Consider the following 25,097-nt stretch of genomic DNA (forward strand, 5'->3'; position numbering starts at 1 on the left):
CCGGTTGCCCGCAGAATGGCCGGGTGCCGACGACCAGCCAGTGGCTCGCCTTCGTGGTGGCGAGCGCCCTCTTCATCCAGGTTCCCGGGCCGAGCCTGCTCTTCACGATCGGCCGCGCCCTCACGGTCGGCCGCCGCGACGCGCTCCTCTCCGTGGTGGGCAACGCGATCGGCGTCACGACGCAGGTCATGCTGGTGGCGGTCGGCCTGGGTGCCGTCGTCGCGGCCAGCACCGAGGCGTACGTCGTGCTGAAGGTCTGCGGCGCGGCGTACGTGATCTGGCTCGGGATCCAGGCGATCCGGCACCGCGCGGACGCCCGGGCCGCACTGGACGCCGTCGACACGTCCGTGGTCGTGCGGGCCGCCGCGCTGCGCTCGCTCCGGGTGGGCTTCACCGTCGGCCTGACGAACCCGAAGACGATCGTGTTCTTCGTGGCGTTCCTGCCGCAGTTCGTCAACGAGCCGGCCGGCCACACCGGTCTCCAGCTCGCGCTCCTCGGCGTGATCTTCGGCCTGATGGCGGCGTGCTCCGACTCGGCCTGGGCGCTGGCGGCCTCGCGGGCCCGGGACTGGTTCGCCCGCCGTCCGGCGCGCCTCGACAAGCTCGGCGTCGCCGGCGGCGTGATGATGATCGGCCTCGGCGCCACCCTCGCTGCCACGGAGTAGCGACGCGCCGGCGGGTTTCTCCGGTCAGCCGGAGAAACCCGACGGACACGCCGAGGCGGCCCGGCGTGTCCGTCGGGTTTCCGCGGACAAGTTCCTCGTCAGCGCAGCTCGCGGGCCTGGTCGTACGCCAGCAGCGCCACCCCCAGCGACAGCCGGGAGGCCGGGTCGTCCAGCGGGTGTCCGACCAGCTCCTCGAGCCGGCGCAGTGCGGGGTAGAGCGAGGTGCGGTTGCGGTGCGCGACCCGCGCGAGCTCGGTCTTGTTGCCGCCGACGGCGAGGAACTGGCGCAGCAGGTCGACCAGCCCGCCGCCGTGCCGGGCCTCGTGCTCGAGCAGCGCACCGAGCTCGGCCTCGGCGAACTCCTGCAGCCGGGCGTCCTCGCGGAGCGACATCAGCAGGCCGGGCAGCCGGATGTCGGCCTGCCGCACGCACCCGGACACGCCCGGCAGGGTCGCCGCGACGTCGGCCACCGCCCGCGCCGAGCGCAGCGAGGCCGCCGCCGCGAGCACCCCGGACACCGGGTGACCGGCGGCCAGCACCGCGTCGGGCTCGAGTGCGGTGAGCCCGCGGGCGATGCCGTCGAGGTCCGCACCGGCCGGGACCAGCAGCCCCACGTGCACCGCGTCGAGCACGCCCACCAGGCCCGGTATCCCGCCCAGGGCGGACACCAGCCGGTCCACCGGTCCCTCGGAGCGCAGCCGCGCCACCGCGCCGACGTACGTCCCCGACCCGGGTACGCCGAGGCCTCGCAGCCGGGCCGCGGCCACGGCCTCGGTGCCGAGCCGGTCGTCGAGGAGGTCGAGCAGGAAGCCCCCGTGCACCCGCAGCTGCAGCGAGGTCTCGTCGCGCTCGATCATCCGCCCGAGCTCGAGCGCCTGCGCCGCCCGCTCGGCGACCAGACGGGCCCGCGCCTCGTCGCGCGGCGCGGTCACGACGAGCCGTCCCCACGCCCCGCCCTGGATCCCGACGGGCGTGGTCAGCCACCGCTCGGGCCCGCCCACGCCCGTCGTCCGAAGGTACGGCGTCAGCCGGGACCGCCGCTCCCAGTCGGTGAGCAGCCGGTCCACCGGCTCGGCCCGCGCGGACGGCACCAGCACCCGCCGCGAGAGATCCTCCAGCACCACCGAGCTCCCGGCGAGGTCCGCGGCCGCCTCGACCAGCCGCGCCATCGGCGCGCGGGCCAGGCCGAGCTCGGTGAACGTCGCGTGCACGTCACCGGCGAACCGCACCTCCTCGAACTGCTCGGCCACGATCGCCCGGTGCACCGCCTCGGTCACGTCCACGAACCGCACCGGCCGGTTGAGCACCACCACCGGGAACCCGGCCGCCCGGGCCCGTCGCAGCGCCGGCTCCGGCACCGAGGGGTACGCCGCGCCGAGCTCGACCACCAGTCCGGCGGCGCCGACCCCGACGAGCTGCCGGACGACGTCGTCGGCCGCGTCCGCCGACGCAGCCATCCCGAGACCGGTCGTCAGGACGAGCTCGTCGCCGGACAGCAGGCCGCCGATGTCGTGCAGCTCGGACACGTGCACCCAGCGCAGTGCCGCGTCCAGCCCCGCCTCACCGCTGAGCACGACCGGGTCGCCGGCCGACAGCGCGGGGAGGGCGAGCGCCTCGCGGACGGTGACCGGCATGCGACACAGTGTCGCATCCGTCGTACGACGAAGGACAGATCGTCCCTCGCCCGTCCGGCGGTGGGTCGCCAGCATGGGGGCATGAGGACCATCCCGCACTGGATCGACGGCCAGGCCCACCCCGGCACCAGCACCCGCGCCGGCGACGTCACCGACCCGGCGACCGGCGAGGTGACCGGCCGCGTCGCCTTCGCCGGGGCGGAGGACGTCGAGGCCGCGGTCGCCTCGGCCAGGAAGGCCGCGGTCGACTGGGCGGCCACGTCGGTCAGCGCCCGCACCCAGGTGGTGTTCCGGTTCCGCGAGTTGCTCAACGAGCGCAAGGAGGAGCTGGCCCGGATCATCACCAGCGAGCACGGCAAGGTGCACTCCGACGCCCTCGGCGAGGTGGCGCGCGGCCAGGAGGTCGTGGAGTTCGCGTGCGGGATCCCGCACCTGCTCAAGGGCGGCAACTCCCCGCAGGTCTCGACCGGCGTCGACGTGCACAGCGTCCGCCAGCCGCTCGGCGTGGTCGGCATCATCAGCCCGTTCAACTTCCCCGCGATGGTCCCGATGTGGTTCTTCCCGATCGCGATCGCCGCCGGCAACGCGGTCGTGCTGAAGCCCAGCGAGAAGGACCCGTCCGCCTCGATCTGGCTCGCCGAGCTGTGGGCCGAGGCCGGCCTCCCTGCCGGTGTGTTCACGGTCCTCCAGGGCGACAAGGTCGCCGTCGACGGGCTCCTCGACCACCCCGACGTCGCCTCGATCAGCTTCGTCGGCTCCACCCCGATCGCCGAGTACGTCTACGAGCGCGCCAGCCGCGCCGGCAAGCGGGTGCAGGCCCTCGGCGGCGCGAAGAACCACATGGTCGTCCTCCCCGACGCCGACCTCGACCTGGCCGCGGACGCGGCCGTCAGCGCGGGCTACGGCTCGGCCGGCGAGCGCTGCATGGCCATCAGCGTCGTGGTCGCGGTCGGTGACACCGGTGACGCGCTCGTCGAGAAGATCGCCGAGCGCACCGGCACCCTCAGGGTCGGCGACGGCGAGCGGGGCACCGACATGGGCCCGCTGGTCACGCTGGCCCACCGCGACAAGGTGGCGTCGTACGTCGACGCCGGCGAGTCCGAGGGCGCGAGCCTCATCGTGGACGGTCGGCAGGTCGACGCCGACGGCGCGAGCGACGGCTTCTGGCTCGGCCCAACGCTGTTCGACCACGTCACGCCGGAGATGAGCGTCTACACCGACGAGATCTTCGGGCCGGTGCTCAGCGTCGTCCGCGCGGACACCTACCAGGAGGCGCTGGACCTGGTGAACGCCAACAGGTACGGCAACGGCGTCGCGATCTTCACCAGCAACGGCGGCGCGGCCCGCGCCTTCGAGACCGACGTGCAGGTCGGCATGATCGGCGTCAACGTGCCGATCCCGGTGCCGATGGCGTACTACTCCTTCGGCGGCTGGAAGGCCTCGCTGTTCGGCGACACCCACGCGCACGGCACCGAGGGCGTGCACTTCTTCACCCGTGGCAAGGTCGTCACCACCCGGTGGCCCGACCCCGCCACCGCCGGCGGCCTCGAGCTCGCCTTCCCCAAGAACCACTGACAGGAGCCGACATGAGCACCGCCTTCGAGCTGGACCGCAAGCACGTCTTCCACTCCTGGTCCGCGCAGGCCGAGATCACGCCGATGGTGATCACGGCCGCCCGCGGCTCGTACGTGTGGGACGACGAGGACCGCCGCTACCTCGACTTCTCCAGCCAGCTGGTGTTCACCAACATCGGCCACCAGCACCCGCGCGTGGTCGCCGCGATCAAGGAGCAGGCCGACCGGCTCTGCACGATCGCGCCCCAGTTCGCGAACGACCAGCGCTCCGAGGCCGCCCGGCTGATCAGCGAGGTCGCGCCGGACGGCTTCGAGAAGGTGTTCTTCACCAACGGCGGGGCCGACGCCAACGAGCACGCCGTCCGGATGGCCCGGCTGCACACCGGCCGCTTCAAGGTGATGTCGACGTACCGGAGCTACCACGGCGGCACCCAGACCGCGATCAACATGACCGGCGACCCGCGCCGCTGGGCGAACGACACCGCGACCGCCGGGACGGTGCACTTCTTCGGGCCGTTCCTCTACCGCTCGGAGTTCCACGCGACCACCGAGGCCGAGGAGTGCGAGCGCGCGCTCGCCCACCTCGCGCGCACCATCGAGGCCGAGGGACCGGACACGATCGCGGCGATCATCCTCGAGACGATCCCGGGCACGGCCGGCATCTTCGAGCCGCCGCCGGGCTACCTCCCGGGCGTCCGCGAGCTGTGCGACCGGCACGGCATCATGCTGGTCCTCGACGAGGTGATGGCCGGCTTCGGCCGCGCCGGGTCCTGGCTGGCGCTCGACCGGTACGACGTCGTACCGGACCTGATCACGTTCGCCAAGGGCGTGAACTCCGGCTACGTGCCGCTCGGCGGCGTGATCATCAGCGACCCGGTCGCGGAGACGTTCGCGCACCGCCCCTACCCCGGCGGCCTGACCTACTCCGGTCACCCGCTCGCCACCGCCGCGGCGGTCGCGACGATCAACACGATGCGCGACGAGGCCATCGTGGAGAACGCGGATCGCCTCGGCCGTGAGGTCCTCGGGCCCGGGCTGGCCGAGATCGCGGCGCGACACGCGTGCGTCGGCGAGGTCCGTGGAGTCGGTGCGTTCTGGGCGATCGACCTGGTGACCTCGCAGGAGACGAAGGCGATGCTGTCGCCCGGCGCCCTCAACGAGGTGGTCGCCGCCTGCAAGTCGGCCGGGGTGCTGCCGTTCTCGAACACCAACCGGATCCACCTGGTCCCGCCGTGCACGATGAGCGACGAGGAGGCCCGCGAGGGCCTGGCCATCCTCGACGACGCGCTCAAGGCCGGCGACCAGCATGCGCAGTCGTAGCACCGTCTACGAGCGACTCGCCCCTCCCGCCGCCGTCGTCGACGCCGCGCTGGCACCGAGCCGGCACGCGGTGTTCTGGCTGGAGGACGCACCCGGCACGTCCTACCCGGCGCTGACCGGCGACGGCAGCGCCGACCTGACCGTGGTGGGAGGCGGCTACTGCGGGCTGTGGACCGCGCTGCTCGCCCAGCGGCGCAACCCCGGCGCGCGGGTGGTGCTGCTCGAGGCGCAGTCCGTGGGCTGGGCGGCGTCGGGGCGCAACGGCGGCTTCTGCGAGGCGAGCCTCACGCACGGCGAGGACAACGGCCGGTGCCGCTGGCCCGCGGAGTACGACGTCCTCGACCGGCTCGGCCGGGAGAACCTGGACGCGTTCGAGGCCGATGTCTCCTCGCTCGGCCTCGACTGCCAGTTCGAGCGCACGGGCGCGCTGTCGGTCGCGGTCGAGGAGCACCAGGTCGAGTGGCTGCGCGAGTCGCCGGACTTCCTGGACGCGGCCGCCGTACGACGGGAGATCGACAGCCCGCTCTTCCTCGCCGGGGAGTGGGACCGCGAGGGCTGCGCGCTGGTGCACCCGGCCCGGCTGGCCCGCGAGCTCGCCCGGGTCGCCGCCGGCCTGGGCGTCGAGATCCACGAGCGGACGACGGTCACCTCGCTGGAGACGCCTGCGCGCGGGCCGGTCCGCGTCGGCACGCCGGGTGGCACCGTCACCAGCGAGCGGGTGGCGCTGGCGACCAACGTCTTCCCGTCGCTGCTGCGCCGGACCAGGCTGCTCACGGTGCCCGTCTACGACTACGTCCTGATGACCGAGCCGCTCACGTCCGCGCAGCTCGCCTCGGTCGGGTGGGCGAACCGGCAGGGCCTCGGCGACCTGGCCAACCAGTTCCACTACTCCCGGCTGACCGCCGACGACCGGATCCTCTGGGGCGGGTACGACGCCATCCACCACCGCCGCGTCGACGGCGCGCACGAGGAGCGGCCCGCGACGTACCGTCGCCTGGCGTCGCACTTCCTCACGGTCTTCCCGCAGCTCGAGGACGTGCGGTTCAGCCACCGCTGGGCCGGCGCGATCGACACCTCGACGCGGTTCGCGGCGTTCCACGGGCTGACGGCCAAGGGGCGGGTGGCGTACGCCGCGGGCTTCACGGGTCTCGGCGTGGGCGCGACCCGGTTCGCCGCCGAGGTGATGCTGGACCGGCTGTCCGGCCTCACCACCGAGCGCACCTCGCTGGAGATGGTCCGCCGCAAGCCGCTGCCGTTCCCGCCCTCGCCGGTCGCGGACCTGGGCATCGAGCTGACCCGCCGGTCCCTTGACCGGGCCGACCACCGCCAGGGTCGCCGCAACCTGTTCCTCAAGACCCTCGACCGCGCCGGCCTCGGCTTCGACTCCTGACGGGTCGTCCGCCTCTCGCGCGTGAATACGCCACCCTCAGGCGGACGACCCGAGATCGCCGGTTTGACTGACCCGCGGTGCCTCGACGTACCTTGGGCGACCATGAGCTCGACGCACCGCCTCCGCCGTACCCTCGCGACCCTCGGCACCGCCGCCCTCGTGGCCACGCTCGCCGCTCCGGCCCAGGCGCAGCCCGCACCGGGCCCGGTGCACGCCGGCAGCGTGTACGGCTGGGGCAAGGCGCCGGTCGACTACCGGTTCGTGGGCCCGCTCAAGCACAGCCAGTGGCACGTCTCCGGGCCGGGCGCGGTCCGCAACCAGCACGGCATGCTGACGCTGAACACCGCGAAGCGCGGCACCGTGAGCGCCACCCAGGTCACCAAGGGCCACGAGGTCGGTCGCTGGGAGATCCGGCTGCGATCGCGCCAGTACGGCCACGGCCACCAGAACTACCGCGTGATGACCGAGCTGGTGCCCGCCGGCAAGCGCCCGGAGTACTGCGGCGCGAACAACATCGCGCTCGAGGCCTACACGCCGAACAAGACGATCGTCAGCCACTACATCCGGACCCGCCCGCACAACCGCTACATCATGCGCAAGGGCCTGGGGCTGCACAACGACCAGTGGCACACCTTCGCCGTCGAGGTGACCCGCAAGCGGATCTCGTGGTTCGTCGACGCCCACGTGGTCAGCACCGAGAAGCGTCAGGACGCGCTCTCCGGGGTCCCGTTCGCGGTGCGGTTCACGATGCTCGCCGAGGACGGCAAGCGGATGAACCAGGCCCGCATGCAGATGGACTGGCTGCGCTACTGGACGCTCCGCAAGCCGAACCAGCGGTCGACCACCGCTCCGCACCCCGCTCTCGGCACCTACAAGGACACCTGCGCCGCACGCCACAAGTGAGCACAATGGCGCGGTGACCCAGGACCTCAGCGCCGTACCCTGGCCGATCCGCACCGCCCGCCTCACCCTTCGCCCGGCCACGCCCGACGACGTCGACGCGACCTGGGCGTTCCGCCAGGATCCGGCGGTGTGGGAGTGGCTGACGCACCGGGTCGAGGACCGCGAGGAGTACGCCGGGGTGTTCCTCGCCGAGGACCGGCTCGCGTCCACGCTCGTCATCGAGCTGGACGGGGAGGTGGTCGGCGACCTGATGATCCGGATCGAGGACCCCTGGGCCCAGGCCGAGGTCGTCGAGGAGGCGAAGCGGACGCAGGCCGAGCTCGGCTGGGTCGTCGCGCCGCCGTACGCCGGCCGGGGCGTCGGCACCGAGGCGGTGGAGGCTGTGCTGGAGATCTGCTTCGCCCACCTCGGCCTGCGCCGGGTGACGGCGCTCTGCTTCGCCGACAACACCGCGTCGTGGCGGCTGATGGAGCGGGTCGGCATGCGTCGCGAGGCCTACAACGTCCGCGACTCCCTGCACCGCGACCGCGGCTGGCTCGACGGCATGGGCTACGCCCTGCTGGCGGAGGAGTGGCGTGCGCGTCGATGACGTACGCCGGGTGCCCCTCGGCACCTTCACCCGGCCCGCCGAGGAGACCGGCGGCGCGCCCCGGGTCGAGGTCGTCAACGGCTACCTGGTCCGGCACGACGCCGGCCTGGTGCTGCTCGACACCGGCATGGGACGCGGCGACGACGAGACCGAGGCGTGGTACCAGCCGCGGCGCACCGACCTGCGCGACGCGCTGTCCCGCGCGGGTGTCTCGCTCGACGAGCTCGTGCTGGTCGCCAACTGCCACCTGCACTTCGACCACTGCGGCGGCAACCCGCTGCTCGGCCCGACGCCGGTGCTGGCGCAGCGGCGCGAGCTCGCCACCGCGCGAGCAGGTGGCTACACGTTCGAGCACCTCCTCGAGGGGGTGACCTACGAGCTGCTCGACGGCGAGGCATCCCCCCTCCCTGGACTGCACGTCGTCCCGACGCCGGGCCACGTCGACGGCCACCAGTCGCTGGTGGTCGAGTGCGACGACGGGTCCGTCGTGCTCGCCGGGCAGTCGCACGAGCACGCGGTCGACTGGACCGCGCCGGACCAGCCCGGGTGGATGGCCCGGCTGCTCGAGTTCGACCCGAGGCGCGTGGTGTTCGCGCACGACGACGAGGAGTGGTGCCCGTGACCGAGGAGTTCTACCGCAGGGACCTGACCGGAGCGCGCGTCGAGGAGGTGGACCTCAGCGACTCGTGGTGGCGCAACGTCTACCTGCGCAACGTCGTGATGCGCGGCCTGTGGCTCGAGAACGTCGACATCGACGCGGGCATCCAGAACGTGACGATCAACGGCGTCGACATCGGCCCCCTGATCGAGGCAGAGCTGGACCGGCGGGACCCCGACCGGGTGCTGGTCCGCGCGGAGACCGCCGACGGTTTCCGCGCCGGCTGGGAGATGACCGAGCGTCGCTGGGCGGCCACCATCGAGCGCGCCCGCGGCGTACCGGAGGAGATGCTCCACGAGCGGGTGCGGGACGAGTGGTCGTTCATCGAGACGCTGCGGCACCTGGTGTTCGCGACCGACGCCTGGGTGCTGCGTGCCTACCTCGGCGACCCCTGGCCCTACGATCCGCTCGGCCTGCCGTTCACCGAGATGGAGGACATCCCCGGGATCCCGAACGACCCGGATGCGCGGCCGAGCCTGGACGAGATCCTGGCCGTCCGGGAGTCCCGCTTCGCGGTCGTCCGGGAGGTGCTGGCCGGCCTCACCGACGAGCGGCTCGCCGGGACGACCCAGCCGGTCGAGGGTCCCGGCTACCCGGCGCCCGAGCGCTACCCGGTCACCCGCGTGCTCGGCGCGATCCTGACCGAGGAGTGGCTGCACCGGGAGTACGCCGAGCGCGACCTCGCCGTGCTCGTCGCGAACGTGTAGGTCACGGACGGTCCGTCCAGCACCCGCAGGGCGTTCGGCGCCTGGTGGGCCACCAGCCGCGCGACCGCCTCGTTGCCGGCGCCGCTGTACGCCTCGATCCGGGTGATCCCGTGGGCGGCCGCGTCGTCGACCAGGGCCTGCGCGAGCGCCGTACCGATGCCGGTGCGCTGGTGGGCGTCCGCGACGACCAGCGCGACCTCGGCGGCCCGGCCGGCGCGGACCCAGAGCCCGTGCGCGACCACCTCGTCGCCGGCGAAGGCCAGCAGTGCGCCCTCCGGGGGCAGCAGGGCGCGGACCAGGCTCGGGCTCGGCTCGCCGATGCCGGTCTGGAAGCGCTGGTACGCCGAGTCGCGCGACAGGCCGCGCAGCAGCCCGTCCAGGAGCGCGAAGTCCCCGGGGCCGGCCGCGCGCACGTCGGGGGTCACCGCGGGCTCCCGTCGAGGAACGCGACCACCTCGGCGACGACGCCCGGGTCGCCCAGGATCCGGGAGTGGCCGAGCCCGCTAGTGCGGACCAGCTCGCCACCCGCGGCGACGAGCACCTCGGCCTGACGGACGTCGACGACCCGGTCCTCGGCGTCGTGCACCACCAGCAGCTCGCGTCCCGGCACCGGTGCGACCGAGAAGCGCGCCCAGATGCCGTCGTCCCCGTCGAAGTACCGGCGCTCGATCGCCCGCCGCAGCTCCCGGTTCACCGCCTCGCCGGCCCCGAGCTCGGCGCAGAACCCGTCGGTCAGGTAGCCGAAGTCGCCCATCCCGCTGATCGCGGCCACCCGGCCCGCCGAGACCGCGTGCAGCGCCACCGGGACGCCGAAGGAGTGGGCGACCACGCCCGCGAACCCGCCGTACCGCCCGGCGAGGGCGCCGATCACGACCTGGTGGTCGAGGATCGTGCGGACCGGGCCGGGGCTCGCGCCGTGCGCCCACGCGTCGTACGACACCGGGCTGTAGCCGTGGTCCAGGAGCGCGGCGACGAGGCCGGCGAACCGCGAGGCGCGAGACCCCCAGCCGTGCACGAGGAGCACCGGCCGCTCGCCATCGCCCCAGGAGTACGCCGTGACCCGGCCGCGGTGGTCGACGTACGAGATCGTCGCCGCGTCGTGGACGGGGCGCTCGGACGTGCGCACCGACCCGGGCCGGCCCGGGCGGCGCCAGAGCTCGAGGGCGACCCGCCCGGCGAGCCGCGGGGAGACGCGGGCGGTGGCGTCGAGCAGGGCACCCGCCCGGGCGTGCGCGGCGGGCCGGGCCGGACGCGTCTCAATCTGTGTCATAATACGAACGATCGTACTATTTGTTTGTCCTGTCAAGACGATGCCGCTCACTAGGCTGGGGACGATGACCGACCAGCTCGCCGACGCCGCCGGCACCACCGCCGACCCCGCCGACACCGACGGCCGGGTCCGCCGCGGGGACCGCACCCGACGGCTGGTGCTGGGCCGCGCGGTCGACGTGGCCTCGGTCGACGGGCTCGAGGGGCTCTCGATCGGGCGGCTCGCGACGGAGCTGTCGATGAGCAAGAGCGGCCTGATCGCGCACTTCGGCAGCAAGGAGCAGCTCCAGCTGGCCACGATCCGGGCCGCCCGCGCGATCTTCGCCACCGCCGTCGTCGAGCCGGCGCTCCGGGAGCCCCCCGGCCTGGGCCGGGTGCGCGCGCTGCTGGACGCCTGGCTGGACTACTCCAGCGACCGCCGCTTCCCCGGTGGCTGCTTCTTCGCGCGCGCCACGCACGAGTTCGCCGCCCGCCCGGGCCCGGTGCACGACGCGCTGGCCGCGGCGGACACCGAGTGGCTCGCCCTGATCGCCAGGACGATCGCGGAGGCCCAGGCGGCCGGCGAGATCCGCGCCGACGTCGACGCCGACCAGCTCGCGTTCGACCTGGCGGCGTACCTCGACTCGGCCAACCTGCGCTCGCTGCTGCTCGGCAGCTTCGCGGTCTACGACCAGGCGCGCGCGGCCCTGGACCGACGGCTCACCGAGTCGGCCTCGTGACCGGCGAGTCGCCCACCGAGCGGCAGCGGCGCGTCTGGGACAAGGCGGCGCCGGCGTACGACCGGCAGATCGCGTTCTTCGAGCGGATCTGGTTCGGCGGCGGCCGGGACTGGCTGGCCACCCGAGCGCAGGGCCGGCTGCTCGAGGTCGCCGTCGGCACCGGCCGGAACCTCGGGCTCTACCCGCCCGGGGTCGCGGTCACCGGCGTCGAGCTCAGTCCGGAGATGCTGGCGATCGCCCGGCGGCACGCCGCCTCGCTCCGGTTGGACCTCGACCTCCGCGAGGGCGACGCCCAGCGGCTGCCGTTCGACGACGCGTCGTTCGACACGGTGGTCTGCTGCCTCGGGCTCTGCACGATCCCCGACCCGCGCCGCGCGCTGGCGGAGATGCACCGCGTCCTCGTCCCCGGCGGCCGGCTGCTGCTGCTCGACCACGTCCGCAGCACCTGGCCTCCGGTGTACGCCGGGCAGTGGCTGCTCGAGCAGGTCACCGGCCGGACCGCGGGCGAGTACTTCACCCGCCGCCAGCTCCCGCTCGTGGCGGAGGCCGGCTTCGAGCTCGTCGAGTCCGAGCGGCTCAAGGCCGGGTCGATCGAGCGGGTCCACGCGACGAAGCCGGCGTGATCACAGCTCCTGGAACAGCGTGAGCTGCAGGTCGGCCGGCGCCTCGAGCCGTGCGTTGAGGGAGTCCCACGGCGTGCGGGTCGGCGGCGCGACCAGCTCCGCGCCGCCGTCCACGAGCCGCTCGGTCGCGGTCGCCACGTCGGCGACCTCGAACGCGACCCGCAGTCGCGGTGCGACCCGGCTGCCGACCTCGACGTCGTCGATCATCTCGACCTGCTCGCGGTTGGACAGCTCGAGCGTGGCCCGGCCGACGTCGAGGATCGTGACCTTCTCGCCGCCCTCGCCGTGCACCTGCAGCTCCTCGGTCGCGCCGAGCACGTCGCGGTAGAACCGCACGGCCTCGTCGTAGTCGTCGACCTCGACGACCAGGCGCATCTGGAGCGGACGTCCGGCCATCAGTGCGCCATGTCCACGAACCGGGAGTAGTGGCCCTGGAAGGCCACGGTGATGTCGCGGGTGGGTCCGTTGCGGTGCTTGGCGACGATCAGGTCGGCCTCGCCGGGGCGGGTCGACTCCTTCTCGTAGACGTCGTCGCGGTGCAGCAGGATCACCATGTCGGCGTCCTGCTCGATCGAACCGGACTCGCGCAGGTCGCTCATCATCGGGCGCTTGTCGCCGCGCTGCTCGGGGCCACGGTTGAGCTGGGACAGTGCGATGATCGGGATGCCGAGCTCCTTGGCCAGCAGCTTGATCTGGCGGGAGAACTCCGAGACCTCGAGCTGGCGGGACTCGACCTTCTTGCCCGACGTCATCAGCTGGAGGTAGTCGATGACCATCAGCCGCAGGTCGTGCTTCTGCTTCAGCCGCCGCGCCTTCGCGCGGATCTCCATCATCGTCATGTTCGGCGAGTCGTCGATGAACATCGGAGCCGACGACACCTCGCCCATCTTGCGGGCCAGCTTGGCCCAGTCGTCGTCGTTCATGTTGCCGTTGCGGATGTGGTTCAGCGGCACCTTCGCCTCGGCCGAGAGCAGCCGCATGGTGATCTCCGAGCGCGTCATCTCGAGGCTGAAGAACGCCGAGGTCAGGTTGTTCGCGATCGACGCCGCCCGGCAGAAGTCGAGCGCGACGGTCGACTTGCCCATGGCCGGACGCGCGGCGACGATGATCATCTGGCCGGCGTGCAGCCCGTTGGTCAGGTCGTCGAGGTCGGCGAAGCCGGTCGGCACGCCGTACAGCCCGGCCTCGCGGTTGGAGATCGCCTCGATCTCGTCGAGGACGCCGTCCATGATGTCGCTCAGCGGCGCGTAGTCCTCCGACGACCGCTTGTCGGTGATCTTGTAGACCTCGGCCTGCGCCTCGTCGACGATGTCGTCGACCTGGCCCTCGCCGGCGTACCCGATCTGCACGATCTTGGTGCCCGCGTCGACCAGCCGGCGCAGGATCGCCTTCTCGCGAACGATCTCGGCGTAGTAGCCGGCGTTCGCGGCGATCGGCACGTTCGCCGAGAGCGTGTGGAGGTACGGCGCGCCGCCGATCCGCTGGAGCTCGCCACGGCGCTGGAGCTCGGCGGCCACGGTGACCATGTCGACCGGCTCGCCGCGGCCGTAGAGGTCGAGGATCGCGTCGTAGACGGTCTCGTGCGCGGGCCGATAGAAGTCGACGCCGCGGATCGTCTCCGTGACGTCGGCGATCGCGTCCTTGGAGATGAGCATCGCGCCGAGCACGGACTGCTCCGCGGCCATGTCCTGCGGCGGCGTGCGGTCGCCCGGGCGGGTGGGGCGCTCGCCGGGGGCGTACGCCGCCGGCCCGTCCCCCCAGTCGTCGTACGACGCCTCGGGACCGCCCCGTGCATCCTGCTCGACGCTCAACCTGGCCCCCTCGACCGACCTGCTCGATCATGTGTTCGACTACGGCAGCGCCGAGGCTAGAGACGACCACCGACACCCGACCGACGACGGGCCGGACGCTACGTGGGCCGGGCCCGTGTGCGACAGTGCCGTATCCACACCCCCCTGGGTGCCTTGGGGATAACCCGCGGATCGGCGTGGAGGACACGCCGACAGCTGTGCACAGCTTGGGGAGCGCTCTGTGGACAGAGCCCCCACGCACGGGTCTCGCACCGCCCTGACCTGCGGAAACGCTCGCTCACAGGTGTGGACCGAAAATACCCGGGCAGGAATTCGCGTTCAGGTGCTGGTCACCTGGCGGCCATCTGGCAGTTTGTCGACTTACCGTGGACAACCGAGTTTTCCCAGCGTTGTCCACAGATGTTGATAACTAGTCCTGTATCGACCATGGACGCTTGAACACTGCTTACCATGACTAGGAGGGTCCGTGGCCGACGCCCGGGACCGGGAGATCGTCCGGCTCGCCGTCCCGGCGTTCCTGGCGCTGGTGGCCGAGCCGCTGTTCCTGCTCGCGGACGCGGCCATCGTCGGTCACCTGGGCACGGCCCCGCTGGCCGGCCTCGGCATCGCCGCCGCCGTGCTGCAGACCGCGATCGGGGTGTGCATCTTCCTCGCCTACGGGACCACGGCGAGCGTGGCGCGGTTCCTCGGGGCCGGCGACCTGCGCGGCGCCCTCGCCCACGGGATCGACGGGCTCTGGCTGGCGGTCGGCATCGGCACGGCGGTGACCGTCCTCGGAGTGCCGCTGGCCGAGCCGCTCGTGCAGCTGTTCGGGGCGTCCGAGCAGGTGACCGGCCCGGCCGCGACGTACCTGCGGATCGCGTTCCTCGGCACCGTCCCGCTGCTGCTGATGCTCGCCGCGACCGGCGTGCTCCGCGGCCTGCAGGACACCCGTACGCCGCTCGCGGTCGCGGTCGGCGGCAACGCCCTGAACGTCGTCCTGAACCTGGTGCTCGTCTACCCCGCGGGCCTCGGCATCGCCGGCTCCGCGCTCGGCTCGGTGATCGCCCAGGTCGCCAGCGCGACCGTCTTCGTGGTCGTCGTGGTCCGGGCCGCGCGGCGGCACGGTGCGCCGCTCCGGCCCGACCTGCCCGGCATCCGGGCCGCCGGGCGCTCGGGCGTCCCGCTCGTGGTCCGCACCATGACCCTCCGGGCCGCGCTGCTCGTGACGACGTACGCCGTCACCCTCGGCGCGACGGGCACGCGGGAGCAGGAGGTCGACCTCGCGACGCACCAGCTCGCGATGACGATCTGGACGTTCCTCGCCTTCGTGCTCGACGCGATCGCGATCGCCGCACAGGCGATCACCGGCCGGGCGCTGGGCGCCGGCGACGTCACCGGGACCCGCGAGCTCACCACCCGGATGGTCCGCTGGGGCGCGGTGAGCGGCGTGGTCACCGGGCTGCTCCTGGCGGCCGCGAGCCCGGTGCTGGGGCGCCTGTTCACCGGTGACCCCGACGTCTCCGACCTGCTCGTCCCAGTGCTGCTCGTCGCGGCCCTGGGGCAGCCGGTCGCGGGCGTCGTGTTCGTCCTCGACGGCGTGCTGATCGGTGCCGGCGACGGACGCTACCTCGCGATGGCCGGCCTGGTGACCCTGCTCGCCTACGCTCCGGTGGCCCTCGCCTGCGGCGCCGCCGACGCGGGCCTGGTCGCGGTCTGGGTGTCGTTCTGCGCGGTGTTCATGGGCGCCCGGCTCCTCGTGCTCCTGCACCGCCAGCGCGGGGACGCGTGGCTGGTCACCGGTGCCGGCCCCGCCCGTAGGGTGACGCCGTGAAGCCGCTCCAGTCCGTCGCGATGGGCCTGGTGATCGTGGCCCTCGTCGCCCGGCTCGACGGTTACGACCTGCTGCCGGACCCGGTCGGGTGGGCCCTGGTCCTGCACGGCGTACGCCGGCTGCCGAACCTGCCCTGGCCCGGGGCCGTGCGGTTCCTGTGCTGGCTGGCGCTCGTCGTCTCGGTCTTCCTGTGGTTCCCGGCCGTCCCGGACGCGCTCGCCGACACCGACGCGTCGCTGGAGTGGGCGGGCTCGCTGCCGCAGGTCGCGGCGGTCGGCACCGTCTGCGCGGCCCTCGCCCGGCTCGCGGAGGAGGCCGGGGACCGCCGGGCGCGCGCCTGGCTGCGCACCGCGTGCACCCTCGTCGTCCTCACCGGGATCGCCCCGGCCGTCGTGCTCGCCGCCGAGCCCGGCGCCGTCGGCGCGATGCTCACGCTCGGCGTGGTCACGATCGTGCTGGTCATCGTGCTGCTGTTCCGCTACGCCGCCCGCCCGTGGGCCGTTCCGCTGGTGGACCAGACCAGCACGGGCTGACCGGGTTGGCCGACGTACCCCGCGGGCAGACGGTCCGTTGGGCGGGTGGGAGCACCGTCTGAGATCCAGGGAGGGTCCATGCCTGCGTACCGTCGTGCCGCCGCGATCGGCACCGTCGTCCTCGCCATCGCCGCCGGACTGGTGGCCGTCTCGCCCGCGGCCGACGCGGCCGACCCGTGCTACAGCGAGAGACAGCCGACCGGTCCGCTCGGGCTGCCGAGCGGGGCCGGCTGCGACGACACCGTCCCGCCCGAGACGACGATCGACAGCCCGACGCTCAGCACGCCCTGGCTCCGCTCGACCAGCGTGACGATCGCCTTCCACGGCGCCCACCCGGACGCCGACACCGACGCGATCGGCTACGAGTGCCAGTTCTACGACTCCGTCAGCGCTCCGACGACCTGGCAGTCGTGCACCTCGCCGTTCACCCAGGAGGGGCTCACCGAGAACGGCGCGACGCCGTACACCTTCCGGGTGCGGGCGGTCGACACCCTGGACGACGCGCACGACCTGACCACCGACGCGTGGCCCTACACGGGCAGCACCGACGCCCCCGACCACGACCAGACGCCCGCCCAGCTCATGTTCACCGTCGACGCGACGGCCCCGAACACCTTCGGCTTCCTGCGTACGTCGTACCCCGACGAGTCCGGCTTCGACGGGCCCATGCTGGTCGAGCCGAGCGCGCAGCTACGGCTGCAGAGCACGCAGGGCACGTCGTATCGCTGCAGCCTCAATGGCAAAGCGGTCGCGTGCAACGACGGGCTGACCACGCTCCGCAACCTCACGCCGGGCGGCAAGCGGTTCAGCGCGGCGGCCGTCGACCCGGCCGGGAACGTCGACCCGTCACCGTTCGTGCAGGAGTTCTTCGTGCCCCGCAACCTGGCCCTCGGTGACGCCGACCGTGCGTCCCGCGGCGACTGGCGGCGGTTCCGGGACCCGGGCGGGTTCGGGGGCGACTACCTCGAGACCTCGACGTACGGCGCGGTGCTGAGCTTCCCGGTCCGCAACGTCCGCGAGATCCAGCTGCTGGCCCCTGCCGGCCCGCAGCTCGGGCGGGTGGAGATCCGCGTGGGCCGGGGCCGGTGGTACCCGGTCGACCTGCACAGCAAGGACCCCGCGAAGCTGAAGGTCTACGCGGTGCGCGATGCGATCAGCGGGCTGCTGGCCGGCACCCTCCAGGTGCGGGTCGCCTCGCACGGCAAGCCGGTCCGGGTGGACGCCGTCTCCGCGCGCTAGGTGTACCCGGTACGGCGCGGTACGGCGCGGCACGCAGCTGCAACGCGGGGTCATGGACGCTGCACACGGCTCATGCGGGCGCTACAGCGAGGGTAACCCCGCGTGACAGCGATCGTGGCGCCACCGGAAATGGCGACGACCCGCCCGACGGGGTCGGGCGGGTCGACGGCCTGGTGCCGCTGCGCTGCAGGAGCCGATGCTCCGGGTCAGGCCGGGATGACGTTGAGGGCCACCGTGGCCGACACGTCGTCGTGCAGCTTGACCGACACCTCGTGGGCGCCGAGCGACCTGATCGGGTTCTCGACCACGATCGTGCGCTTGTCGACCTGCTCGCCCGAGGCGTCGGCGAGGGCGCCGGCGATCTCGGTGACCGTGACGGCGCCGAAGAGGCGGCCGCCGGAGCCGGCGCGCACCTTCACGCTGACCGGCTGGGCCTCGAGCTTGGTCTTGATCTGCTCCGCGTGGTCGAGGTCGCGGACCGCGCGCGAGGCGCGGGCGGACTTGATCGACTCCACGGTCTTCTCCGCGCCACGCGTCCAGCGCAGCGCGAGGCCACGCGGGACGAGGTAGTTACGGCCGTAGCCGTCCTTCACCTCGACGACGTCGCCGGGAGCACCGAGACCGGTGACCTCCTGGGTCAGGATGAGCTTCATCTCCGTGCCTCCTCTCAGCGACCGGTCGACGTGTAGGGCAGCAGGGCCACCTCGCGGGCGTTCTTGACGGCGGTCGCCACGTCGCGCTGGTGCTGGACGCAGTTGCCGGTCACCCGACGCGCGCGGATCTTGCCGCGGTCGGAGATGAACTTGCGGAGCAGGGCGGTGTCCTTGTAGTCGACACCGGTCGCCTTCTCCTTGCAGAACTGGCAAACCTTCTTCTTCGGCTTGCGAATCACTGCCTTGGCCATTGTGGTGCTTCCTCTCTAGAAGCCCGGCCCCACGAGTGGGTTGAGTGCCGGAATGGTTGAGGGTGTTCGGATTTCTTGGTGGTGGATCAGAACCGAGCTGGTCTCGATACGCGCGTCCGGACTTCGCTTCGCTCAGTCGGCGCTACTCGAGCTGGCCGCCGATCCGTCGCTCGCCTCGCGCCTTCGGCGCGAGCCGGCGGGCGACTCAGAACGGCGGCTCGTCCGAGCCGGCGCCCGGGGCGCCCCACGGGTCGTTGCCCGCGGGAGCCTGGCCGCCGGACGGTGCGCCGCCACCTTGGGAGGCAGCGGGCGTCGCCCACGGGTCGTTGCCGCCACCGGACTGCGGACGGGACTGCCCGCCGCCGCCGGAGTAGCCACCGCCGCCGCCCGAGCGGGAGGCGCGGGTGACCTTGGCGGTCGCGAACGCGAGCGCGGGACCGACCTCGTCGACCTCGAGCTCGATGACCGTGCGCTTCTCGCCCTCGCGGGTCTCGTAGGAGCGCTGCTTGAGGCGGCCCTGCACGATCACGCGCATGCCGCGCTGCAGGGACTCGGCGACGTTCTCCGCGGCCTGCCGCCACACCGAGCAGGAGAGGAACAGCGCGTCGCCGTCCTTCCACTCGTTGGTCTGACGGTCGAAGGTGCGCGGCGTCGACGCGATCCGGAAGTTCGCCACGGCTGCACCCGACGGGGTGAAGCGCAGCTCCGGGTCGTCGACGAGGTTGCCGACCACCGTGATGACGGTCTCGCCTGCCATGAAGAGCTCCTAAGGCTTGGTTCTGATCAGAGTCGTCCGACCACGTCCGCACATCGTTGCGTCTCGCACCGACAGGCGGAAGGGCCGATCCACAGGACGGAGTCCTGGGGCTCAGTGCACGTCGGGCCGGATGACCTTGGTGCGCAGGATCGACTCGTTGAGGGTGAGCTGGCGGTCGAACTCCTTGACCGTGGCCGGCTCGGCGTTCAGCGTGATGACGGCGTAGATGCCCTCGGCGTTCTTCTTGACCTCGTAGGCCAGGCGACGCCGGCCCCACACGTCGACGGACTCGACGGTGCCGCCGTCGGTACGGATGACGTTGAGGTACTTGTCGAGAGAGCTCTCGACGGTCCGCTCTTCGATGCTGGGATCGAGGATGACCATCACTTCGTAGGCACGCACAGCGGTCTCCACCTCCTCTGGACTCGGGCGGCCACGGACTCTCCGTGGCAGGAGGGCGATGCGATTCCGTACGGCGAGCCGCACGGGTCCCCTGCGAGCACCCGTCGGTGGGCGCGGAAACAGAGAACGCCCAAGATTAACAGCGCCACGACGCGCCCACACAATCGCTGCCACGCAGGCGTGGACAGCGTCCCGCGGGTCGGGACCACGTCGAGGCGGCGCCTAGGCTGGCCGCATGAGCATCGCGATCGGCGCCCATGTCGACCAGACCGACCCGATCGCCGAGGCGCAGGCGCGCGGGATGTCCCACGTGCAGTTCTTCCTCGGCGACCCGCAGGGGTACAAGGGCCCCGAGTTCCGGTACGCCGGCGGCGCGGACGGCCTGCGTGCCGACGCCGAGGCCGCCGGGATCGGGCTGTACGTGCACGCGCCGTACATCGTGAACGTCGCGACCACGAACAACCGGATCCGGATCCCGAGCCGCAAGCTGCTCCAGCAGCACGTGGACGCCGCCGCCGCGATCGGCGCCCGCGGCCTGATCGTGCACGGCGGCCACGTGAACAAGGACGACGACCCTGCGGTGGGCTTCGACAACTGGCGCAAGGCGATCGAGGCGGTCGACCTCAAGCTGCCGCTGCTGATCGAGAACACCGCCGGCGGCGACAACGCGATGACCCGCCACCTGGACCGGATCGGGCGGGTGTTCGACGCGATCTCCTCGACCGAGCAGTTCGACCTGGTCGGCTTCTGCCTGGACACCTGCCACGCGCACGCCGGCGGCAACGCGCTGGAGACCGTGGTCGAGGACGTCCGCAGCCTCACCGGGCGGATCGACCTGGTGCACTGCAACGACAGCCGCGACGAGTTCGACTCCGGCGCCGACCGGCACGCGAACCTCGGCGCCGGCAAGGTCGACCCCGACCTGCTGGCCGCCGTCGTGCGGGACGCCGGGGCGCCGGTCGTGCTCGAGACGCCGGGCGGTGCCGGAGAGCACGGCGCCGACGCCGACTGGCTCGAGGAGCGGATCGGATGACGTCCCGGATCACCGAGCTCAGCGTCGACTGCGCCGACCCGGCCGCGCTCGCGCGGTTCTGGGCCGCGGTCCTCGACTACGTCGTGCTCGACGAGGACCGCGACCTCGTGGAGATCGGACCGGCCGGCCGCGAGGACGCGCGGCTGCTCGCCGAGGTCCGCTCCGGGCCGGTCCCGCCGACGATCTTCTTCGCGCGGGTGCCCGAGGAGAAGGTCGTGAAGAACCGGGTGCACCTCGACATCTCCCCCGTCGACACCGACCGCGACGCCGAGGTGGCGCGGCTCGAGGCACTCGGCGCCCGGCGTACCGACCTCGCGCCGCCGGAGAAGAGCTGGGTCGTGATGCTCGACCCGGAGGGCAACGAGTTCTGCGTCCTGCGCAGTCTCGCGCCCGAGCACTTCTCCTTGTAGGCCTCGGGACCGGCAGCTCAGCCGACGAGCACCAGCAGGTGCCTGACCTCGCCCGAGCCGGGCCGGTCGACCCGACTGCGGACCAGGCGGAGCGGCTGCGGCCCCTCGCCCTCCCCGTGGAACACGAGGAAGTGGAAGCCGTGGTCCCCCACGTCGAGGGGCACCAGGTGGGCAGGCCGGTCCTCGACCTGCCAGCGGCTCAGGCCGAGTCCCCGGCGGCGGAACCGGACCTCGAGGCGACTGCCGGCCGGCAGGCGCACGATCTCGCCGGGCTTCGGGTCACGCAGGATGCGGTGCTGGATCGTGATGGGCATGTCTTCGAGGAGCGACCCCGACCCGCCCTGATACCGGTCAGCCGAAGCACACGAGCGGCACCGGGGCGGTGTCGGCCGAGACCGCGGGCACCGCCGCGGCGAGTGCGACCGCAGGGTCCACCCCGGCGACGAGCTGCTGGTGGACCGTCACGAGGACGTCGTACGCCGCCCGGTCGTTGACGGCTGCCGCCGAGGCGATGACGCGGCGCGCACCCGCGTGCAGCCAGGCGGTCGTCATGCCGATCAGCTCGTCCCCCCACCGGACCGTGGAGCGACCGACCTCGCACGCGGACAGCAGGACGACGTCGGGCACCTGGCGGAGCTGGTCGATGTCGTAGCCGAACCACGGGCCGTCGGCGAGCTGGAGGCCGGAGAACATCGCGTTCTCGGAGCTGTGCCGGCCGTGCGCGGCGACGTGGAGGACGTCTACCGTCGACGCGAGCTCCGAGACGGCGCCGGCGGTCGCGACCTCCCCGGTCAGGAGCCGCGCGCCGTCCCACTCCTTCGCGGCTGCGGTGACCTCGTCCTCGGCACGGGCGACCCGCGGACCGGCGACGAGGCCGGCCGTGGCCGAGCGCAGCGGCGTCGTTCGCCGGGCCAGCCAGCTGGTCGCCGACTGCGCGACCGTGACGGGACGACCGGTGAACCCGGGCAGCAGCGTCCACGGCACCCCTGCGAGCACCCCGGACGGCGTGAGGACCACCGCTCGCTCCCCGACCGCTGCCAGCAGCGGCTCGACGAGGGTGGCCGCGATCCCGGCGAGCCGACCGGCCAGCTCCGCTCGCACGAACCCGGCCATGGCCTCGGGCAGCTCGGCGGCCGCCATGTCGAGGTCCGGCAGGAGGCCCCCCAGGAGCGCGTCGACCTGTGCCCGCCCGCCGAGGTCGAGCCGGGTCACGTCGTCGGACGTGGCGACCAGCGCGACCACGCGGTCCGCCGCGACGACGTACGCCACGAGCGCCTCGCCGTCGAGGGCCGGCCGCAGGGCGTCGAGGGTCACCGGGTCCGCGACCTCGCCGGAGCCCCGGTGCTGCCAGGCCCGCTCCCGCACCCGTTGCCGCAGCTCGGCCTCCCGCGCCGGGTCGCGCTGCCCGCCCTCGGCGACCATCCCCCGCAGCTCCGTCAGGTCCGCGACGATCTGCTCGTCCTCCGGCGCGCGCACCGGCTGCACCCGGCTGGCGAGCATCCGCGCCCGCTCGGACCACTCGAAGAGCACCTCCGGCCGCCGTGACTCCACGGCCAGCGCGAGTCCACGCGCCGCGAGACGTACGCCGTGCCCGGCCACGCCGGTCTGCAGGTCGAGGGATCCGAACGAGCTCTGCCAGGAGTGAAGAGCCGTCAGCCCCGTCCGGAGGTGCTCGAGAGCCCGTGTCGGGCGGCCCCGCGCGACGTCGACCTCCGCGCGGACGTCGCAGTCGTCGATGCGCAGCGCCAGGGGCGCCGCTGTCCCCATCGGAGCGCCCAGTCGGACCGCTGCTCCGTCAAGGTCTGCGCGTCGGGCGAGCACCCGAATCGCGTCGAGCTCCGCCGACCGGACCCGCCACGGCAGTCCCAGCCCGCTCAGCTCCTCGGCGACAGCATCTGCGGTCGCAACCAGCCGAGGAGCGGTGCCTCCCAGCGATACCTCCGCCGCCACCACCTGTGCCTCGGCGCGCGCCCTCCACACGTCCGACGACAACGCCCGGAATCGCCGGCGGGCGCTCCTGGCCGCGGTGAGGGCGACCCGGGCGTCGAATGGCTGGACATTGATCGCCAGCGCGAGCTCTGCCTCCGCCTGACGTTGTCGCATCCGTCGCCGACCGTAGTCCGCAGCCGCTCGATGCAGGAGACGAACCCCTTCGCTGACCAGCCCCGCGGCGAGCAGGACCTCGGCACGATCCTGCTCACAGGTGGCCTTGACGACGGGGCTCACCGGTTCGAGCACCACGTGCGCCTGCTCCATCGCCCTGAGGGCGCCGACGAGGTCCCCGGCGAGGAAGCGGGCGTAGCCGAGGTTGTGCTCGGCCTTCGCGCGCGCGATCGCGTCGCCCGTCAGGTTGTAGTTCGCCGCCGCGGACTCGAAGTCGCTCGCAGCAGACTGCGGGTCACCACGATCCAGGTGGACGGTCCCTCGATTCAGCTGAGCCTTCGCGAGATCCAGAGGCGCCTCGGCCAACAGCTCGATGGCCTGACCGAACGCGTCCAGAGCGCTGATCGCGTTGCCGGTCCGCCGCAGGATGAGGGCGCGCTGGCACAGCAGCACCCCTCGATGCTGACCCCGCAACTGCTCCTCGTTCAGAGCTCGGTCCAGGAGCCGCAGGGCGACGTCGGGATCTTGCGTGTCAGCGGCGACGTAGGCCGCCGTCGCATCGATACGAGCGAGCAGGGCGGGATCCATCGTGCGCTCCCGGGCAGTCGCGAGCAGGCGCTGTGCCTGACCGAGCCGCCCGGCGTTGACCGCGACCATCCCTTGAAGGTGCAGCTCCTCCGCCGATCGCACCCGCTCACTATGGCGTGATGTCGGTCAACTCCGCGACGCACGCCCAGGCGCGACCGATGACGGTGGCCAGATCCTCGTCGTCCTGAGCCGTCTCGAGAAGTCGCGCGGCGATGGCGCCGGCCAGGAGCGGCGCCGCGAACGACGTCCCACTCCAGACCCCGAAGCCACCGCGGAAGTCGTCCGGGTCGATCGACTCGCGCAACCGGCCGAACGCGTGTGTCCTCGCCACCGGAAGGAGCCCCCCTTGGAACGCCGGCATCGTGCTCATCACTGCGGCGCCCGGAACGTACGCGCGAACCCACGGCCCAGCGTTGCTGAACAAGGCGTCGGAGCAGCCGTTGGGGTTCGTGGCTCCGACGGAGACGATGGGCGGACGTGCGGCCTCGACGGGCACCGGACCGCTCCCGTCGGCCCACGGTGCGAACGCGGCCGGAAAGCTCGGTCGGCTCGTCGCGTCATTTCCGGCCGAGCACACGACGACGGTCCCGTTCGCGGACAGGTCGGCGAGAATGGCGTACAGCGTCGGATCGAACAGCAGGTCTTCCGGGGTCTCGTGGTAGTAGCCGAGCGAGAGGCTGAGTACGTCGATCCGTCGCCCGCCGGCCTCGCCTGCCCGGTCGCGGCGCACGAGCTCCGCGATCTGCGACAGCGCAACGATCCAGTCAGACTCCGCGATCGGGCCCGCGGACGGCACGATCCGCCACGACAGGATGTCGGCATCAGGGCACGCTTGGTGCACGATGCCCGCGATGAAGGTGCCGTGCCCCGACAACGGATCGATCATCCCGTCGAGGTCGCCCACGAGGTCACCGTGAAGATCCGGATCGGTCGCCGGATCGTCGAACCCGATGGAGTGCCCATCGAGGGTGACGTCGGTCTGGACGACGTCGTCGAGCCACGGATGTGGAGCGCAGCCCGTGTCGAGGAGCGCCACGACCGGTCGACGTCCCGGTAGCGCAGCGGCCTTGCGTCGCCGGGGTGGTGGTCCGACGTAGGCGACCGGCTGTCGACCTCCGCTCCCCGGGATGCCGTAGGTACTCATGGGCCGGTAGCCGCCCTCAGCCGGGTGGCTCTCGTTGAAAGGGTGCGATTCGTTGAACGGATGGCTCTCGTTGAAGGGGTGGGACTCGTTGAACGGGCTCACGAACACGACGTGGTCGAGCCCGACGCCGCGAACCGACTCCACCCCGAACTGGGCGCGCGTCTGCTGAAGGAGGGTCCAGCCGTCGGGGGCGATGGTGGCGCGGTCGGAGGCCACGACCAGGCGGACCGGCCGGACGCCGAACCTCAGGCTCACCGTTCGCGGATCCTCCGGCTCCGGCTCGACGTCCCAGCCGAGCGGTGCGGCCAC

The 25,097-nt window shown here is 72.6% G+C and carries 27 protein-coding genes; 15 read left to right on the forward strand and 12 right to left on the reverse strand.

Annotated features, from left to right (window positions below; all coding sequences use genetic code 11):
* Positions 1 to 23 precede the first annotated feature (23 nt).
* Entirely contained in the window at positions 24 to 665 is a 642-nt protein-coding gene (locus N538_RS0114225; RefSeq protein WP_028637838.1) for a LysE family translocator, read from the forward strand.
* A gap of 98 nt (positions 666 to 763) precedes the next feature.
* Here N538_RS0114225 and N538_RS0114230 read toward each other — a convergent pair whose 3' ends face one another.
* Positions 764 to 2,299, reverse strand: coding sequence for a PucR family transcriptional regulator (locus N538_RS0114230; protein ID WP_028637839.1), 1,536 nt, complete (start codon positions 2,297 to 2,299; stop codon positions 764 to 766).
* An 81-nt stretch (positions 2,300 to 2,380) separates the two neighbouring features.
* Between N538_RS0114230 and N538_RS0114235 the strand changes: the two genes are divergently transcribed.
* From N538_RS0114235 to N538_RS0114265, 7 genes are all read left to right on the forward strand, one after another.
* Positions 2,381 to 3,874 carry a CoA-acylating methylmalonate-semialdehyde dehydrogenase gene (locus N538_RS0114235; RefSeq protein WP_028637840.1) on the forward strand — a complete coding sequence of 498 codons (1,494 nt, stop codon included), beginning with the start codon at positions 2,381 to 2,383 and terminating at the stop codon, positions 3,872 to 3,874.
* 11 nt (positions 3,875 to 3,885) lie between these two features.
* Positions 3,886 to 5,193, forward strand: a complete 1,308-nt coding sequence (locus tag N538_RS0114240; protein ID WP_028637841.1) for an aspartate aminotransferase family protein — start codon at positions 3,886 to 3,888, stop codon at positions 5,191 to 5,193.
* On the forward strand, positions 5,180 to 6,583 hold the full coding sequence (locus N538_RS0114245) for an NAD(P)/FAD-dependent oxidoreductase (protein WP_028637842.1): 1,404 nt from the start codon (positions 5,180 to 5,182) through the stop codon (positions 6,581 to 6,583). Before N538_RS0114240 ends, N538_RS0114245 begins: the two co-directional genes overlap by 14 nt.
* A 102-nt stretch (positions 6,584 to 6,685) precedes the next feature.
* The gene (locus N538_RS0114250; protein ID WP_028637843.1) at positions 6,686 to 7,486 is read left to right on the forward strand and encodes a family 16 glycosylhydrolase; all 801 of its coding nucleotides are present in this window, start codon (positions 6,686 to 6,688) and stop codon (positions 7,484 to 7,486) included.
* A gap of 13 nt (positions 7,487 to 7,499) precedes the next feature.
* Positions 7,500 to 8,075 carry a GNAT family N-acetyltransferase gene (locus N538_RS0114255; protein WP_028637844.1) on the forward strand — a complete coding sequence of 192 codons (576 nt, stop codon included), beginning with the start codon at positions 7,500 to 7,502 and terminating at the stop codon, positions 8,073 to 8,075.
* On the forward strand, positions 8,062 to 8,697 hold the full coding sequence (locus N538_RS0114260) for an MBL fold metallo-hydrolase (RefSeq protein ID WP_028637845.1): 636 nt from the start codon (positions 8,062 to 8,064) through the stop codon (positions 8,695 to 8,697). Before N538_RS0114255 ends, N538_RS0114260 begins: the two co-directional genes overlap by 14 nt.
* Positions 8,694 to 9,440 carry a DinB family protein gene (locus N538_RS0114265; protein WP_231496225.1) on the forward strand — a complete coding sequence of 249 codons (747 nt, stop codon included), beginning with the start codon at positions 8,694 to 8,696 and terminating at the stop codon, positions 9,438 to 9,440. Before N538_RS0114260 ends, N538_RS0114265 begins: the two co-directional genes overlap by 4 nt.
* On the opposite strand, the gene N538_RS27505 is transcribed toward N538_RS0114265, so the two are convergent.
* Both N538_RS27505 and N538_RS0114275 read right to left on the reverse strand, forming a co-directional pair.
* Positions 9,341 to 9,865 carry a GNAT family N-acetyltransferase gene (locus N538_RS27505; RefSeq protein ID WP_051549299.1) on the reverse strand — a complete coding sequence of 175 codons (525 nt, stop codon included), beginning with the start codon at positions 9,863 to 9,865 and terminating at the stop codon, positions 9,341 to 9,343. The genes N538_RS0114265 and N538_RS27505 overlap by 100 nt on opposite strands.
* Positions 9,862 to 10,710: an alpha/beta fold hydrolase gene (locus N538_RS0114275; RefSeq protein WP_051549300.1), complete on the reverse strand. Its 849-nt coding sequence runs from the start codon at positions 10,708 to 10,710 to the stop codon at positions 9,862 to 9,864. The genes N538_RS27505 and N538_RS0114275 overlap by 4 nt, the downstream gene beginning before the upstream one ends.
* Before the next feature lie 64 nt (positions 10,711 to 10,774).
* On the opposite strand from N538_RS0114275, the gene N538_RS25520 reads away from it, so the two are divergent.
* On the forward strand, positions 10,775 to 11,428 hold the full coding sequence (locus N538_RS25520) for a TetR/AcrR family transcriptional regulator (protein WP_051549301.1): 654 nt from the start codon (positions 10,775 to 10,777) through the stop codon (positions 11,426 to 11,428).
* Positions 11,425 to 12,051 (forward strand): class I SAM-dependent methyltransferase, encoded by a 627-nt coding sequence (locus tag N538_RS0114285; protein ID WP_028637848.1) that lies wholly within the window; start codon positions 11,425 to 11,427, stop codon positions 12,049 to 12,051. Before N538_RS25520 ends, N538_RS0114285 begins: the two co-directional genes overlap by 4 nt.
* Here the strand turns inward: N538_RS0114285 and N538_RS0114290 are convergent, their stop codons facing one another.
* Together N538_RS0114290 and dnaB are read right to left on the reverse strand one after the other, a co-directional pair.
* The gene (locus N538_RS0114290; protein ID WP_028637849.1) at positions 12,052 to 12,447 is read right to left on the reverse strand and encodes a VOC family protein; all 396 of its coding nucleotides are present in this window, start codon (positions 12,445 to 12,447) and stop codon (positions 12,052 to 12,054) included.
* Complete coding sequence (gene dnaB / locus N538_RS0114295) at positions 12,447 to 13,862, reverse strand: replicative DNA helicase (RefSeq protein WP_028637850.1); 1,416 nt, start codon at positions 13,860 to 13,862, stop codon at positions 12,447 to 12,449. Before dnaB ends, N538_RS0114290 begins: the two co-directional genes overlap by 1 nt.
* 466 nt (positions 13,863 to 14,328) lie before the next feature.
* Here dnaB and N538_RS0114300 point away from each other — a divergent pair, with 466 nt between their 5' ends.
* From N538_RS0114300 to N538_RS0114310, 3 genes are all read left to right on the forward strand, one after another.
* Positions 14,329 to 15,675, forward strand: a complete 1,347-nt coding sequence (locus tag N538_RS0114300; RefSeq protein WP_028637851.1) for an MATE family efflux transporter — start codon at positions 14,329 to 14,331, stop codon at positions 15,673 to 15,675.
* Positions 15,672 to 16,208, forward strand: a complete 537-nt coding sequence (locus N538_RS0114305; protein ID WP_028637852.1) for a hypothetical protein — start codon at positions 15,672 to 15,674, stop codon at positions 16,206 to 16,208. Before N538_RS0114300 ends, N538_RS0114305 begins: the two co-directional genes overlap by 4 nt.
* A gap of 78 nt (positions 16,209 to 16,286) precedes the next feature.
* Entirely contained in the window at positions 16,287 to 17,447 is a 1,161-nt protein-coding gene (locus N538_RS0114310) for a hypothetical protein (RefSeq protein ID WP_028637853.1), read from the forward strand.
* Positions 17,448 to 17,653: 206 nt separating this feature from the next.
* Here N538_RS0114310 and rplI read toward each other — a convergent pair whose 3' ends face one another.
* The 4 genes from rplI to rpsF all read right to left on the reverse strand — a co-directional run bounded on the left by rplI (position 17,654) and on the right by rpsF (position 19,510).
* Positions 17,654 to 18,100 (reverse strand): 50S ribosomal protein L9, encoded by a 447-nt coding sequence (gene rplI, locus N538_RS0114315; RefSeq protein WP_028637854.1) that lies wholly within the window; start codon positions 18,098 to 18,100, stop codon positions 17,654 to 17,656.
* Positions 18,101 to 18,114: 14 nt separating this feature from the next.
* Positions 18,115 to 18,351, reverse strand: coding sequence for a 30S ribosomal protein S18 (rpsR, locus tag N538_RS0114320; protein ID WP_028637855.1), 237 nt, complete (start codon positions 18,349 to 18,351; stop codon positions 18,115 to 18,117).
* Positions 18,352 to 18,556: 205 nt separating this feature from the next.
* Complete coding sequence (locus tag N538_RS0114325) at positions 18,557 to 19,108, reverse strand: single-stranded DNA-binding protein (RefSeq protein WP_028637856.1); 552 nt, start codon at positions 19,106 to 19,108, stop codon at positions 18,557 to 18,559.
* Between the two features lie 111 nt (positions 19,109 to 19,219).
* On the reverse strand, positions 19,220 to 19,510 hold the full coding sequence (gene rpsF / locus N538_RS0114330; protein ID WP_028637857.1) for a 30S ribosomal protein S6: 291 nt from the start codon (positions 19,508 to 19,510) through the stop codon (positions 19,220 to 19,222).
* A gap of 235 nt (positions 19,511 to 19,745) precedes the next feature.
* Here rpsF and N538_RS0114335 point away from each other — a divergent pair, with 235 nt between their 5' ends.
* Together N538_RS0114335 and N538_RS0114340 are read left to right on the forward strand one after the other, a co-directional pair.
* The gene (locus N538_RS0114335) at positions 19,746 to 20,543 is read left to right on the forward strand and encodes a deoxyribonuclease IV (protein WP_028637858.1); all 798 of its coding nucleotides are present in this window, start codon (positions 19,746 to 19,748) and stop codon (positions 20,541 to 20,543) included.
* Positions 20,540 to 20,953 carry a VOC family protein gene (locus N538_RS0114340; RefSeq protein ID WP_028637859.1) on the forward strand — a complete coding sequence of 138 codons (414 nt, stop codon included), beginning with the start codon at positions 20,540 to 20,542 and terminating at the stop codon, positions 20,951 to 20,953. The genes N538_RS0114335 and N538_RS0114340 overlap by 4 nt, the downstream gene beginning before the upstream one ends.
* Positions 20,954 to 20,970: 17 nt before the next feature.
* Here N538_RS0114340 and N538_RS0114345 read toward each other — a convergent pair whose 3' ends face one another.
* From N538_RS0114345 to N538_RS25530, 3 genes are read right to left on the reverse strand one after another with little or no spacing between them, the layout of a single operon-like run.
* Entirely contained in the window at positions 20,971 to 21,267 is a 297-nt protein-coding gene (locus N538_RS0114345) for a hypothetical protein (RefSeq protein WP_028637860.1), read from the reverse strand.
* 37 nt (positions 21,268 to 21,304) lie between these two features.
* Positions 21,305 to 23,746 (reverse strand): CHAT domain-containing protein, encoded by a 2,442-nt coding sequence (locus N538_RS25525; protein ID WP_155992109.1) that lies wholly within the window; start codon positions 23,744 to 23,746, stop codon positions 21,305 to 21,307.
* A gap of 7 nt (positions 23,747 to 23,753) precedes the next feature.
* A complete protein-coding gene (locus tag N538_RS25530) occupies positions 23,754 to 25,097 on the reverse strand; it encodes a S8 family peptidase (protein WP_197025350.1) in 1,344 nt (447 codons plus the stop codon).

This window comes from Nocardioides sp. URHA0032, assembly GCF_000620645.1.
In the GTDB taxonomy this organism is placed as follows: Bacteria; Actinomycetota; Actinomycetes; order Propionibacteriales; family Nocardioidaceae; genus Nocardioides.

Bases quoted from the DNA above. Each gene is read 5' to 3' on its own strand.
- N538_RS0114230 (WP_028637839.1), bottom strand. From the start codon at position 2,299: ATGCCGGTCACCGTCCGCGAGGCGCTCGCCCTCCCCGCGCTGTCGGCC.
- N538_RS0114235 (WP_028637840.1), top strand. From the start codon at position 2,381: ATGAGGACCATCCCGCACTGGATCGACGGCCAGGCCCACCCCGGCACC.
- N538_RS0114240 (WP_028637841.1), top strand. From the start codon at position 3,886: ATGAGCACCGCCTTCGAGCTGGACCGCAAGCACGTCTTCCACTCCTGG.
- N538_RS0114245 (WP_028637842.1), top strand. From the start codon at position 5,180: ATGCGCAGTCGTAGCACCGTCTACGAGCGACTCGCCCCTCCCGCCGCC.
- N538_RS0114250 (WP_028637843.1), top strand. From the start codon at position 6,686: ATGAGCTCGACGCACCGCCTCCGCCGTACCCTCGCGACCCTCGGCACC.
- N538_RS0114275 (WP_051549300.1), bottom strand. From the start codon at position 10,710: ATGACACAGATTGAGACGCGTCCGGCCCGGCCCGCCGCGCACGCCCGG.
- N538_RS25520 (WP_051549301.1), top strand. From the start codon at position 10,775: ATGACCGACCAGCTCGCCGACGCCGCCGGCACCACCGCCGACCCCGCC.
- N538_RS0114290 (WP_028637849.1), bottom strand. From the start codon at position 12,447: ATGGCCGGACGTCCGCTCCAGATGCGCCTGGTCGTCGAGGTCGACGAC.
- N538_RS0114310 (WP_028637853.1), top strand. From the start codon at position 16,287: ATGCCTGCGTACCGTCGTGCCGCCGCGATCGGCACCGTCGTCCTCGCC.
- rplI (WP_028637854.1), bottom strand. From the start codon at position 18,100: ATGAAGCTCATCCTGACCCAGGAGGTCACCGGTCTCGGTGCTCCCGGC.
- rpsR (WP_028637855.1), bottom strand. From the start codon at position 18,351: ATGGCCAAGGCAGTGATTCGCAAGCCGAAGAAGAAGGTTTGCCAGTTC.
- N538_RS0114325 (WP_028637856.1), bottom strand. From the start codon at position 19,108: ATGGCAGGCGAGACCGTCATCACGGTGGTCGGCAACCTCGTCGACGAC.
- N538_RS0114335 (WP_028637858.1), top strand. From the start codon at position 19,746: ATGAGCATCGCGATCGGCGCCCATGTCGACCAGACCGACCCGATCGCC.
- N538_RS0114340 (WP_028637859.1), top strand. From the start codon at position 20,540: ATGACGTCCCGGATCACCGAGCTCAGCGTCGACTGCGCCGACCCGGCC.
- N538_RS0114345 (WP_028637860.1), bottom strand. From the start codon at position 21,267: ATGCCCATCACGATCCAGCACCGCATCCTGCGTGACCCGAAGCCCGGC.